Source organism: Mesorhizobium sp. P5_C1, assembly GCF_054049815.1.
In genome coordinates this window covers 1-12133 of record NZ_JBFULQ010000142.1, presented here as the reverse complement: position 1 = coordinate 12133, position 12133 = coordinate 1, and the positions used below count along the sequence as shown (strand labels likewise).

Here is a 12133-nt window from a genome sequence, read left to right as displayed (position 1 = left end):
GCACTACATCGGTCCCATTAGGGCAATCCAGCAGCACTGACGCTGCCCACCCTTTGGAGATGAAAATGCAGACGCGGAAAACGGCCGTAATCACAGGGGCTTCTCAGGGCATCGGTGCCGGCCTCACCAACAGCTTTCTCGAAAGGGGCTACAACGTCGTAGCGACCTCGCGGCAGGTCAGCCGGTCGACGGAGCTGAACGCATCCGACCGCCTGGCCCGCGTCGATGGCGACATCGCCGACCCGGATACCGCCAAGACCGTCGTCGAAGCCGCGCTTGCGCGATTCGGTTCGATCGACGCCCTGGTCAACAATGCCGGCATCTTCTTCACCAAGCCCTTCGTCGACTACACGGTCGAAGACTACCGTCGCCTCGCGGCAACGAATCTCGAAGGATTTCTGCACCTCACGCAGCGCGTCGTGCGGCAGATGCTGGCGCAGAAGCGTGGTGGTAGCATCGTCAGCATCACGACACCCCTGGTGGATCGCCCGATCGCCGGTGTGAATGCATCGGTCGCCATGCTGACCAAGGGAGGCATCGAAGCCATGTCGAAGAACATCGCCATGGAATATGCAAAGGAGCAGATCCGTGCCAACACGGTCGCCCCCGGCGTTGTCGACACGCCGTTGCACAAAGACAACCCGAAGGACTTTCTGAACACGCTCTCGCCCATGCACAGCATCTCCGGCGTCCAAGAAATTGCCGATGCGGTGCTCTTCTTGACAGAGGCGCCGCGCATAACCGGGGAGGTGCTGCACGTCGACGGCGGCGCACATCTGGGAAGATGGTGACCTCGATGAGCACGCAAGCCAGTGCAGACCAGCGGCTGAGCGATCTCGGCATCGCGCTCCCTCCGCCGCCCACCCCCTTCGGCGCCTATGTCGAAACCGTGAAGATCGGCAATCTGCTCTATCTGAGCGGCATGCTGCCGGTCGTCGGGCGCGAGCCGCAATATGTCGGACGCGTCGGTGGCGCGCTCTCAGCGGAGGACGGGAGAGAGGCCGCGGAGATTGCTTGTCTTAGCGCCTTATCCGCGGCCAAGGCGCATCTCGGCTCGCTCGCCAAGATAATCGGCGTGGCGAAGCTCGGCGTCTATATCGCGACGGAGGGCGACTTCCGGGACCATCCGAAAGTCGCCGACGGAGCGTCCGAACTCCTCGTCAAGGTGTTCGGCACCGGGATGCTCTCGGGCCGCGTCGTTCTTGGCGTCGCCAGCCTGCCCCTTGGCATGCCGGTCGAAGTCGAGCTCGTCTTTGAAATCGCGGCGTAGGCGAGCAAGGCAGTGCTTTGCAACACATGGAGGGGATTCTCGGCCTCTATGCCTACGCGAGCGAATTCCTCGGCGCGAACCACCAACTTCCGACCTAAACAACGTCCTCAACCCCTTGAAACACCACAGGAGCCTCTCATGTCCACACTACGAAAGAACTTTGTCATTGCCCTCATGGTTGCCTTGAGTGGCACCATGGCTCGCGCTGATGCAAAGCCGGCCGCGAAAGATATCGTCATTGTCCACGGCGCCCTGGTGGATGGCTCAGGCTGGCGAGCCGTCTACGACATCCTGTCCAAGGATGGGTTCCATGTCACTGTCGTGCAGGAGCCGCTCACTGGTCTCGCCGAGGACGTTGAGGCCACCAAGCGCGTCATTGATCAGCAGACGGGGCCCATCGTCCTGGTCGGTCACAGCTATGCCGGTTCGGTGATCACGGAGGCAGGCGCCGATCCGAAGGTCAGTGCGCTCGTCTATGTGGCCGCACTCCAGCCCGATGTAGGGGAAGCCAGCGGGCAGCTTCTGTCCAAGTTCGCCGCGCCAAGCGACGCCATGCGGGCCACCCCGGCCGCCACGGCCACCACGGGCAAGTATTTCTTCATGCAGCCGGCGCTGTTCGCTGCGACCTATGCCCAGGACGTCCCGGCAGCGGACGCTCAATTCCTGGCCGATTCACAGCAGCAGCTCGCGGAGAAAGCTCTGGGAGCGCCGGTCTCCGTTGCCGCATGGCGAACCAAGCCCAGCTTTGCGATCCTGACCACCAAGGATCATGTCGTGAGTCCAGAGCTTCAACGCTGGATGTATCAACGCTCGGGCGCGAAGGTGACTGAAGTGGCCGCAAGCCACGCTGTCTTCATCTCTCAGCCGGCTGCGGTCGCTCGCGTGATCGAGGCTGCCGCAAAGTAGACGAAATCGACCTAGGAACATTGAGCTCGTCGCCCGATCCGCCTTGGGGCGCACATACTATCAGCCGGCTGAAGTTCCCGGTCAGGCTCGACGTCCGCTTTCTCGCATTTGTCACCTGGAGCTGTCCGTCCGCTTCCGGCCCATCTCGGCCATTGGCGGCAGCCAGTTGACTGAGCGTTGTGAAACGGCTTTCCGCCCGCAATTGCATCAAGAAGATGTGGAGCGGTTCTGCGTTTCCGCGAGAGGACGAACCCCGCCGACCGGCCTGATCACCGACCGCGCCGGCCGGTAAAGGGCAAGGCACAGCACCGCGACCTTGGTGAGCAGCGTGGTCTTGGAGGAGATGCTTTCCGAGGTGTTGAGAAGGATGAGCCAGCCCACCACCGGCAGCCACACGCCAGGATGGCAGCGCCGCGCCACCTCATGCATGAACAGCCCGAAGCTGGACATCATCAAAAGGGTGAAGAAGGCGCCCTGGTAGACCGTCATGCGCACGAATGGGTTCTCGATACCCCATTCGAGGCCGTTGATCCGGCGCAGGCTCTCGACGAGATCGACACTCGGCCCGACAATCACATCGCGCAGTTCCAGATAGTTGAAGATCTCGAACATCTCGACGCGGGCATTGGCACTGCCGCCATCCGAAACGARACGGCCGAGCAGCGCATCGAAAAAGCCCTGCGAGGCCAATACGGCGATGGCAACCGGCAGCAGCGCGGCCAGCATCATCGCCAATGCGGCGCCGAGCAGGTTGACGCGTCCCGTGCGCAATTTGCGAAAGCCGTGGAAAAGCACGTAGCTGCCGCCCAGCAGGATGGTCACCACCATCGCCGACCGGCCGCCGAACGCGACGAGCGCCGCGCACTGCAGGCCGATCATCGCCAGCCGCAGCGGAGCCGGCAGCGATCTTGAACCGCTCAAAAGGGCAAGCACGTAGACAGACGTCACCGTGGCATTGACCAGCGGATGCCCCTGCAGCGCGCTCGAACGCGGATCGGTGGCAAACACCTCGCCATCGAAACGATAGGGGAACACCAGTGTCTTGGTGGCGAATTCGACTAGGGCGAGCAACCCATTGACCGTCATGACCGCATGAATGACGGTGGGCAGCCGGGCGAACGTCCATTCGTCATCCTCGCCGAGCATGAGCACCAGCAGCCCGGAAGCCACGAAAGTGTCGATCATGCCGRCCATGCCTGGACGTTGCCGGACGATGACGACGACAAGGAGCACGACGGCGATGACACTCATCAGTGCGGTGGCGGGCCGCCTGTCGGCGACGTGGACGCAATAGCCGACCGGATTGCCGAATGTGCACGAACGCCAGGCAAACAGCAGAATGATGAGATAGGTGGAGGGATGTATCTTGGTCGCCGCGCTGCCTGACAGGCCGTCGTAATTGTAGCCCAGCAGCCACAACATGCCGCCCGAGACGGCGAACAGCACCAGCACGGCTGCGATCAGTCCAACCTGGGTCACCGCATCGACCGAGGTGCCGGCGCGGGGCGCGGCAGCGCCGAAATTCGAGGCTGTTCCGCTCCAGCCCGACGCCATGTCAGGCCACCTCGTCGACCAGCAATGCGCCTGTCGGCAACCGCCCCATGACGGAAATCGCCTGCATCGTCGCCGTCACATCACGCATCGGCGTGGCGTTCAGCCTGGCGACGAGCACGATCTCGTCGACCATGGCGACAAGCGGCGAGGCATTGAGATTCTCGGCGAGCGCACCACCATCGACGACAACGAGTTCGAAACTCCGGCTCGCCTGGGCCAGCATATGCTGCGCGAAGTAGACGCCGTGCGCTTCCTGGAAGATCGCCTTCGGCCGGCCCCTGCCCAGAAGGGCAACGTTGCTGCCCGGGGCGTAACGGCTGACGGCTTCAAACGCATATTCGCCGCGCAGCACATCGAGTATTCCGGGCTGCGGGTCCTTCTGGCCGTTGCTGGTGTTGGTATCGACGAACAGGACCCGGCTGCCCCTGGCCGCCGCGGCGTTGGCGAGCAGCCGTGCGATCCTGTTGCGTTGCTGGCCGTCTTCTGGCGGCGACGTCACCAGGATCGACGGCACCAGCGGCCAATCCGGCGGACGCCGGCCCGAACTGAACATGCGGCGGAGCGCAAGGCCGACGACGGCATCCGTCTTCTGGCTGGTCGCGACGGCCGCGCTGGTGCCGAAAGGCCACCAGCGCCGTCCCGCCTTCGCTCCCGCCGGCAGGATGCCAAGCACGGGGGCATCGATCGTGAATTGCATCTGGGCGCTGGAAAGCACCGTCGGCGAGGAGTATTCCGCAATCAGCGCCAGGCCGGTGCCCAGCCCCAATCCGCCGAACACGGCGCCGAACAAAAGCAGCCCCAGTGGCGGCCAGCTCTTTTTCTGGGCGGGCATGGCGTCCGAAATGACGCGAGCGTTGGTGCTGTCGACGTTGATCTGCTCGCKCGTTTCCTGAGCCCGCTGCAGGTAGGTTGCATAGACGGAACGCACCGCCTCGAGATCGCGCTGCAATTCACGCAGCCGCACCGATGCCTGGTCGGTGTCGAGCGATTTGTTCTTGAGGCTGGCGACTTTCGTTTCCAGCGCCTGCTGGTTGGCAACCGCCCGCTCGTAATCGGTCTCGGTGGCCGTCTGGATCCGGCCGAGTTCGCGCGCGATCAGCTGCCGCGTGTCACGCAGTTGCTGCAGCGCGGCAATCATCGACGGATGTCGCGGCCCCAGTTCGGTGCCAAGCTGCGAGACCTGGTCGACAAGTGTTGCTTCCTGCGACCGCAGGCTCGAAATCACCGACGAGCGCATCGCTTCCGAGGTTGCATCGGGTGTGCCGCTCTGCTTGCGCATCTGGTCGACCTGCGCCTTCAGCGTCGCGGTGCGGCTTTGCGCCGCCGAAAGCTGCGTGTTGAGCTCGGTCAGTTCTTGGTCGCTGACCAGATTGCCCGCCGCCATCACCATGTTGTTGGCGGACTTGTAGGCCTCGACGGCGTTCTCGGCCTGCTGAACGCGCTTGCGCTGTTCGTCCAGCCGCGCGGTGATCGCCTTCGACGCATCGGTGGCGGCTTGCGCGCGCGCGCTCGCCTGGTCTGCCAGATAGGCTTGTGCGATGGCGTTGGCCAGAAGTGCCGCCTTGTCGGGGCTCTTGGCGGTGACGATCACGTCGATGACCAGGACCTTGTCCGCCCGCTTCACCGCCAAGCGCCGGCGCAGGGCGTCGAGGGTTGCCACTGTCCGGTCGGTCGCGGCCGAACCGGAACCGAGGGCGCGCGACAGCATGCCCTGCCCGTTGAATTCCGGATCCTCGGTCAGTTTGGTCGCCGCGATCGCCCGCTGCAGCACGCCCGTCGACTGGACGACGCTGACCTGGCTTTCAACCTGTGTGATGCCGCCATCGGGCGCCAGCCCGCTCGGATTGATATCGTTGGTGACCACTTGCAGGTCTTGCGGATCGATGATGATTTCCGCCACGGAGCTGTACAGCGGGGGTGTGAGGAGGCCGTAGAGCAGGGTTGCGAGCGTCAGCAGCACGGTCGTGCCGATGATCCAGAGACGGCGGCGGACCAGAATGCGCTTCAGATCGCCAAGCTCGACGGTCGAAGGTGCGTATGATCCCGCTGATTCCACCGATCCTGCTTCCGGAAAGTATTGCTGAGGCACCATGGGCAGAGATGATAGCATAGCTGCCTCCTACAATACTCCATTTGCCTGCAAGACCAAATCGCGGGCATGAACCTAGCTATTACTCCAATTGTTAAAACATTATTAATTATGTTTGGAACCCGCATGAATTTTGGCACGGAGTTTGCTTAAGTAAACGTACTGGGGTGTTGACACCGCGCAACTGAACGAGAGACGGACGAAAATGGGGCAACACTTCAACCGGGCCGACACCAGTGTCCCATGTTCTGACGTCGGCCACGAAAATGCCAGGTGTTCAACATGCGGCTAAGCCTGCGCCTGGACGGCGATTGCGTCCGTGGCTTCCATGTCCTGCTCGCTCAACGCCTGGCCGCACTCGCGAATGTCGAGCTGTCCGTCGATGCCCGGCCGGCTGGCGGCGGTATCCCGCGCAGCGCCGAGGCCTTGTTCCAACTTGAAACAGCAATCCATGGCCTGCCCCGCGATGGGCTGGCAAAGCGCGTGCCGCGCTCGGCGCTCGCCCGCTACGGCGCGCCGCCCGCTTCGGTCGATCTGGTCGTCGACCTCTGCGGTGACGTTCAGCTCGAAGGCCCACGGATCTGGCACGTCACCTATGGCGGCGCCAGCGGCGAAGCGGCCCTGCTCGCCCTGATCCTCGCCGGCCAGACGCCAATCGCCCGCGTCGAGGAAAACGGGGCTGCGATTGCCGCCGGGCGCCTGGGAACCGAATATGGCGGTATCGCGCTGGCGTCCTTCCAGGACATGCTGGCGCGTACGGCAAGTCTGATCGTCGCTGCGATGTCAGGCGCAGCGTCGGCCGTGCCGGTTCTGCCCGAGCCGGCGCAGGCCGGTGCCCCGCCGCCGATGCCCTCGGCTTCCAAGCTTGGCGTCAGGGCGGCAAAGGCGCTGGCGCGGCGGATCGTCCAGAAGATCTACCATCTTTGCTACAACGCGCCGCACTGGAAGGTCGGCTGGCGCCAAACCAAGGGCCGGGATCTGTACGACCTGCGCGCCCATCCGGGATCGGGCTGGCAGGTGCTGCCGGACGATGGCAGCCGCTTCTACGCTGATCCGTTCCCGATCCTGTATCAGGGTCAGCTGACCCTGTTCGTCGAGGACTATATCCACCGGCTCGGCAAGGCCATCATCTCGGCTGTGCCGTTCGGTCCGGCCGGCCCGCTTGGCCGCCCTGAGCCGGTGCTGGAACTGCCCTACCATCTCTCCTACCCCTTCGTCTTCGAGCGCGACGGCGAGGTCTGGATGGTTCCGGAAAGCTGCGCCAACGGCACGGTCGATCTTTACCGGGCGACTGCCTTTCCCGGCGGCTGGGTCAAGGAGGCGACGCTGTTGTCCGGCGTCGTTGCCAGCGACGCCACCCTGGTCGAGCACGGCGGCAGCTGGTGGATGTTCGCCACGGTCCGGGACGGTGGAGGCGCCTTCTCCGACACGCTGCATCTATGGTCGGCGCCGGATTTTCGCGGCCCCTGGACGCCGCACCCGAACAATCCCGTGCTGATCGACATCGCCTCGGCGCGGCCGGCCGGCCGCATGGTGAAACGAGGCGATCAGTTGCTGCGCCCGGTGCAGGACTGTCGCAGGAGCTATGGCGCGGCTCTCGGCATCGCACGCATCTCTCACCTCGATTTGATCGGCATGGAGCAGGTTGTTGAGACGATCTTAAATCCAGGTGCGCTATGGGATGGGCGCAAGCTCCACACGCTCAACGAGGCGGGTGGTTTCGAGTTCATCGACGGCTCGGCGATTGCACCGCGCTGGAAGCAACGAGGCGGGCGGTATTAACCTAAACATTGGTTACTACCAGTCGCGCCTGCAAGTTGCTTGAGGTTGATTTGGGTCCGGACGTATTTTCCACCACAGATTGCAGAGCGGAAAGATGACCAGCAGAAAGGGCGGCGAAATGAGTATCGCAGAGGCTGGCCCAGCCGAAGTCGATGTGGCGATTGTCGGCGCCGGGCTGGCCGGAACCACCTTGGCAACGGTGCTTGGAAAAGCCGGGCGCAAGGTGGCGTTGATCGAGCCGCACCGCGTCCATCACGACGAGTTCAGGGCTGAGAAGATCGGCACGAAGCAGATGCAGCAGTTCGAGAGACTGGGCCTCGACGCGACGCTTCTGCCTCTCGTCACCCCGATGGACGAGGTCCACGTCTTTCGCCTCGGACAATTGTTCGCGCGTGAGATGCATCGCGAGTTTGGATTTTCCTATGGCGCGCTGATCAACGGCCTGCGCGACGCGCTGCCGCCGCAAGTTCCGTTGACGGTGGGCAAGGTCGCCGAGATCACCACCGGACCGGACAAGCAGCGGCTTGTGCTCGCCGACGGCTCCGTCATCGACGCGCGGCTTCTGGTGGTGGCCACCGGCTACAGTGAAGCGGTGCGGCGCGCCATCGGCGTTAACCGCATAGAAGAATCCAAGGCATTTTCGCTGTCGATCGGCTTCGATCTCGCCATCGCGCCGCGTGACTTCGCCTATCAGTCCGTCACCTGCTACGCCAAACGGGCCGGGGACCGTGTCGCCTACATCAGCGTCTTTCCGATCGGCAACAAGATGCGGGCGAACATGTTCGTCTACCGGCTGGTGGCCGAGCCGTGGACAAGGGCGTTTCGCCAGGACCCGCAAAAGATGCTTTGCGAGCTGATGCCCGAAATATCAGCGCAATGCGGGAACTTCGAGATGGCAGGCCCTGTCGAGGTCAGGCAGATCAATCTGACCACGACGCAAGGCCATCGCCGCGATGGTGTCGTCTTCATCGGCGACGCCTTCTGGACCACATGCCCGACACCGGGCGTCGGCATCGAGCGGGTGATGACCGATGTCGATCGGCTCCATTCGGTTCACATTCCGCGCTGGCTCGAAACTCCAGGCATGGCGGCGGACAAGATCTGCGCGTTCTATGACGACCCGGTCAAAATCGCCTCCGATGAGAACGGCATGCGGGTGAGCTACTATGCCAAGGAGATCACCACCGGCACAGGGCTGGAATGGCGCATCCGCCGCCTGCGCAACAACACTGCGCGCCAGCTGATGATCGTCGGCCGCAAGATACGGCATTTGGGCCTGCGGCGGGCAAATGCCGTCGCCGGCGAAGCGTCATAGAACACCCCGCCCGCATCACCCCGGCCTTGCATGCTTCGCGCGCGTACGCGCAGGAGGCGGGAACGATATCGCCCGTCAGGTGTTAGAAACTTATGACAAACACCATGGAACCCCACGGTCACGGGATGGTGGCCGATATTTTGGCCTTGGAAGTTGCCAATGCCAGGCAGCGCATCAACCGGACCGAGCTCGCGATTCAACGCACAGAAGAAATGCTGGCCGAGAACATCGCGCTGCAACGGCGTCTGGTCGAGGCCGCGGAGCGCCTAGTGAAGATTTCCGGTGCAACGGCGCCGCTGTAGCCGGTAGCGGCGATCGCCTTCCATGCAGGCCGCCAGGGCCAGGTGCAGCGCAACTGCCTGCCAACACTGGCTATTGTCGGTTTCCTCCCCGGGAACGCAGGCTGTTGTCTGGCGAGCCAACGGATTCCCGCATGAAAACCTGGCAAGGCTCGAGCCGTGCTCTCGGCGGCCCCTCCCCGCCTTCAATCCTGGCAAACAGTGCGTCCATGGCGTGGCCGGCGATCTGGCGCACCGGCTGCACCACGGCGGCGATGGCCGGCCATGTTACCTGCATCCACTCGGCGTCGTCGAAGCCGACCAGCGAAATGTCGTTGGGGCAATGCCAGCCACGCCGGCGGAACTCGGACAGCGCCACCAGCGTGCCCTTGAGGAACAGCGAATAGACGGCACTCGGACGTTGGCCCCCGCCCCCACCTTCGCCTTGATCGAAATAGTCGCGCAATTGCGCCCGCAGCGGTTCGACATCGCTCTCGGCAAGCACGACGTCGATGCGCACATCCGGCGCCAGCGCCAACGCGGTGCCGCGAAAGCCGTCGAGGCGGGCGTGCATCGTGGCTGCCTGTTCGCCAAGGCCGACAACCAGGATATGGCGGTGGCCCTTGCCGATCAGTTCGCGCGCCACCTCGGCACTGGCCGCCGCACTGTCAGCCGACACGGTGTCGAAGGCGTCGTCCGACAGCACTCGGTCGATCAGCACGCCGGTCATGCCGTTGGCCTTCATGAACCCGGCCGCCGGGCCGTGCTCGTTGCGCACCGGCGCCAGCACGACGCCGGCCACCCTCCAGTCATGCATGCGTTCGAGGATTTCTTTTTCGCGCACCTCTGATTCACGGCTCGATGCGGCCACCAGCGTATAGCCGCGCTGCTCGGCCAGGCTTTCGAGCTGGGTGACCATCTGGCCAAAAAACTCGCTCTCGAACTCGGGCATGATGGCACCGATGATGCGGCGCTTGGCCCGCCGCATGTCGGAGGCCAGCGGATCGACGCGGTAGCCCAAAAGCTCGACGGCATCGAAGACACGCTGGGCATTCTCGGGCTTCACCGTGGTGACGCCGGCCATGACCTTGGAGACGGTGGCTGCCGACACGCCGGCATGGCTTGCCACGTCGTGGATCGACGGACGCCGCCGCTGGCCCTGCCTATGCGCCATTGGTCCTCCTCACGAGGCGCGGACGTCAGCATTTTTCGTCCGCCACCAATCGAGTAAATCGATTTTTCGCGATTGTAAATCGTTTAATCGGAGGTATTTTGTCTCCGTGCGTGTCGCAAAAGTGTGCAACGGGATTAACGACATGTGCAAACTAAAAATGTGCGATGAGGTTCGCGCCCGGAGGAGATTGCCATGTCAGACAGCACCTTGCCGCTGGTCATCAGCGCGCCGGAACCGCGCACGCTCGACCTCATCTTCACGCCCCCGCAGTTGGCACGCTTTCGGAAAACATACCGTATCGTCGAGGCGACGCCCGATGGCGTCGCAAAATTGCCGGCCGATGTGCTGGCCGAAGCCCGCTACATCGTCGGCCAGCCGCCGATCGCGCCTGAAACGCTGGACAAGATGAAGGCACTGCGCTGCGTCTTCAACGTCGAGACCAACCTGATCAACAATATGCCCTACGAGACGCTGTTTGCGCGCGGCATCCATGTCGTCACCACCGGACTGGTCTTCGCCGAGCCGGTGGCCGAGCTTGGCCTTGCCATGGCGCTCAACCTTGCCCGCGACATCGTCGACGCCGACCTCGCCTTTCGCCAGGGCAAGGAGCTGTGGGGCGGCGACGGCAACCGGACAGCCAGGTTGCTGTCGGGGGCCGATGTCGGCATCGTCGGTTTCGGCGATCTCGGCCGCGCGCTAAACCGGCTGCTGTCGGGCTTCCGCACCCGCACAAAAGTATTCGATCCCTGGCTGCCGCCGTCGATCCTGATCGACAACGGCGTCGAGCCGGCCTCGCTCGACGAGGTGCTGTCGCAGAGCGACTTCGTCTTCGTTGTCGCTTCGGTGACCAGCGAGAACCAGGGATTTCTCGGCGCCGATGCCTTTGCCAGCATGCGCGAGGGCGCGGCCTTCATCCTGCTCAGCCGCGCCGGTGTCGTCGATTTTCCCGCCCTGATGGCGGCGGTGAAAAGTGGCCACATCGTCGCCGCCAGTGATGTCTTTCCGGAAGAACCGCTGGCGCAAAGCCATCCGGTTCGTGCCCTGCCCGGTTTCCTGCGCTCGGCACACCGCGCCGGCGCGCTCGACATCGCGTTCAAGCGCATGGGCGACATGGTGCTGGAGGACATGGACCTGATCGACCGCGGCCTGCCGCCGCTACGCTCCAAGCGCGCCGAGCGAGAAACAGTGTCAAGGATGCGTTCGAAGCCGGTGGACAAGAACTGAAGCTGTCCGGGTTGGCGCGCTATTCGATCCGGAACGATCCCGGCCCTCTGGCCTCGCAACTCGATGCCCGGGTGTCCTAGGACATGACCCGGGCTTCGGTCACTGGCGGGTCCGCCTGAAACTCTCAAGCAACTCGGTTTCATTGCTGCAGCCATTCTCGAACAGCGAGAACACCGTGGCTGCGAGCCGCTGCACGTCCGGCTCCGATGACTTCGGGTCAAGTTTGCGATCGGAGCAGACCTGATCGAAGACGCGTTGGCACAGTTTCAGATCGGAAGGATAGAAGCCGGGATGGCGCTTATTGAGGCTCGACATGAGAAGCCCTCTCTCTTGGAGCAGCGGCCACTTGCCTGACGGTGTCCGCGCCGCCAACCGTAAAAATCGTACACTTTCCCGCCTGCAGAATAAAGACGCGAGTCATCAGCCACGCCTCGAAGGGATGACCAGACGTGACATGGCGCCTTTGTCGTTAGCCGGCGGATTTTATCGACCGTCGCTGTGATCCGGCATTCTCAAGGGATATGTCGGTTTTGTACCAAGA

General features: G+C 63.4%; 11 protein-coding genes. 7 read left to right on the top strand and 4 right to left on the bottom strand.

What is annotated here, in order from left to right:
* Positions 1 to 65: 65 nt before the first annotated feature.
* The 3 genes from ACXJ7R_RS13905 (at position 66) to ACXJ7R_RS13895 (ending at position 2176) form a co-directional block, all read left to right on the top strand.
* On the top strand, positions 66 to 791 hold the full coding sequence (locus tag ACXJ7R_RS13905) for an SDR family NAD(P)-dependent oxidoreductase (protein WP_457152335.1): 726 nt from the start codon (positions 66 to 68) through the stop codon (positions 789 to 791).
* The gene (locus ACXJ7R_RS13900) at positions 785 to 1270 is read left to right on the top strand and encodes a RidA family protein (protein ID WP_457152334.1); all 486 of its coding nucleotides are present in this window, start codon (positions 785 to 787) and stop codon (positions 1268 to 1270) included. The genes ACXJ7R_RS13905 and ACXJ7R_RS13900 overlap by 7 nt, the downstream gene beginning before the upstream one ends.
* A gap of 138 nt (positions 1271 to 1408) precedes the next feature.
* Entirely contained in the window at positions 1409 to 2176 is a 768-nt protein-coding gene (locus tag ACXJ7R_RS13895; RefSeq protein WP_457152333.1) for an alpha/beta fold hydrolase, read from the top strand.
* A gap of 207 nt (positions 2177 to 2383) precedes the next feature.
* Here the strand turns inward: ACXJ7R_RS13895 and ACXJ7R_RS13890 are convergent, their stop codons facing one another.
* Both ACXJ7R_RS13890 and ACXJ7R_RS13885 read right to left on the bottom strand, forming a co-directional pair.
* Entirely contained in the window at positions 2384 to 3730 is a 1347-nt protein-coding gene (locus tag ACXJ7R_RS13890) for a VpsF family polysaccharide biosynthesis protein (RefSeq protein ID WP_457152332.1), read from the bottom strand.
* 1 nt (position 3731) lies between these two features.
* Positions 3732 to 5786, bottom strand: coding sequence for a GumC family protein (locus tag ACXJ7R_RS13885; RefSeq protein ID WP_457152331.1), 2055 nt, complete (start codon positions 5784 to 5786; stop codon positions 3732 to 3734).
* Positions 5787 to 6101: 315 nt separating this feature from the next.
* On the opposite strand from ACXJ7R_RS13885, the gene ACXJ7R_RS13880 reads away from it, so the two are divergent.
* From ACXJ7R_RS13880 to ACXJ7R_RS13870, 3 genes are all read left to right on the top strand, one after another.
* A complete protein-coding gene (locus tag ACXJ7R_RS13880; protein ID WP_457152330.1) occupies positions 6102 to 7601 on the top strand; it encodes a glucosamine inositolphosphorylceramide transferase family protein in 1500 nt (499 codons plus the stop codon).
* A gap of 94 nt (positions 7602 to 7695) precedes the next feature.
* Complete coding sequence (locus tag ACXJ7R_RS13875) at positions 7696 to 8916, top strand: FAD-dependent oxidoreductase (RefSeq protein WP_457152329.1); 1221 nt, start codon at positions 7696 to 7698, stop codon at positions 8914 to 8916.
* A 92-nt stretch (positions 8917 to 9008) separates the two neighbouring features.
* Positions 9009 to 9218 carry a hypothetical protein gene (locus ACXJ7R_RS13870; RefSeq protein ID WP_457152328.1) on the top strand — a complete coding sequence of 70 codons (210 nt, stop codon included), beginning with the start codon at positions 9009 to 9011 and terminating at the stop codon, positions 9216 to 9218.
* Positions 9219 to 9288: 70 nt separating this feature from the next.
* On the opposite strand, the gene ACXJ7R_RS13865 is transcribed toward ACXJ7R_RS13870, so the two are convergent.
* Positions 9289 to 10368: a LacI family DNA-binding transcriptional regulator gene (locus ACXJ7R_RS13865; RefSeq protein ID WP_457152327.1), complete on the bottom strand. Its 1080-nt coding sequence runs from the start codon at positions 10366 to 10368 to the stop codon at positions 9289 to 9291.
* A 192-nt stretch (positions 10369 to 10560) separates the two neighbouring features.
* On the opposite strand from ACXJ7R_RS13865, the gene ACXJ7R_RS13860 reads away from it, so the two are divergent.
* Positions 10561 to 11592, top strand: coding sequence for a hydroxyacid dehydrogenase (locus ACXJ7R_RS13860; protein WP_457152326.1), 1032 nt, complete (start codon positions 10561 to 10563; stop codon positions 11590 to 11592).
* Positions 11593 to 11691: 99 nt separating this feature from the next.
* On the opposite strand, the gene ACXJ7R_RS13855 is transcribed toward ACXJ7R_RS13860, so the two are convergent.
* Positions 11692 to 11907 (bottom strand): hypothetical protein, encoded by a 216-nt coding sequence (locus tag ACXJ7R_RS13855; RefSeq protein WP_457152325.1) that lies wholly within the window; start codon positions 11905 to 11907, stop codon positions 11692 to 11694.
* Positions 11908 to 12133: the final 226 nt, after the last annotated feature.

Bases quoted from the DNA above. Each gene is read 5' to 3' on its own strand.
- ACXJ7R_RS13905 (WP_457152335.1), top strand. From the start codon at position 66: ATGCAGACGCGGAAAACGGCCGTAATCACAGGGGCTTCTCAGGGCATC.
- ACXJ7R_RS13900 (WP_457152334.1), top strand. From the start codon at position 785: ATGGTGACCTCGATGAGCACGCAAGCCAGTGCAGACCAGCGGCTGAGC.
- ACXJ7R_RS13895 (WP_457152333.1), top strand. From the start codon at position 1,409: ATGTCCACACTACGAAAGAACTTTGTCATTGCCCTCATGGTTGCCTTG.
- ACXJ7R_RS13880 (WP_457152330.1), top strand. From the start codon at position 6,102: ATGCGGCTAAGCCTGCGCCTGGACGGCGATTGCGTCCGTGGCTTCCAT.
- ACXJ7R_RS13875 (WP_457152329.1), top strand. From the start codon at position 7,696: ATGACCAGCAGAAAGGGCGGCGAAATGAGTATCGCAGAGGCTGGCCCA.
- ACXJ7R_RS13870 (WP_457152328.1), top strand. From the start codon at position 9,009: ATGACAAACACCATGGAACCCCACGGTCACGGGATGGTGGCCGATATT.
- ACXJ7R_RS13865 (WP_457152327.1), bottom strand. From the start codon at position 10,368: ATGGCGCATAGGCAGGGCCAGCGGCGGCGTCCGTCGATCCACGACGTG.
- ACXJ7R_RS13860 (WP_457152326.1), top strand. From the start codon at position 10,561: ATGTCAGACAGCACCTTGCCGCTGGTCATCAGCGCGCCGGAACCGCGC.
- ACXJ7R_RS13855 (WP_457152325.1), bottom strand. From the start codon at position 11,907: ATGTCGAGCCTCAATAAGCGCCATCCCGGCTTCTATCCTTCCGATCTG.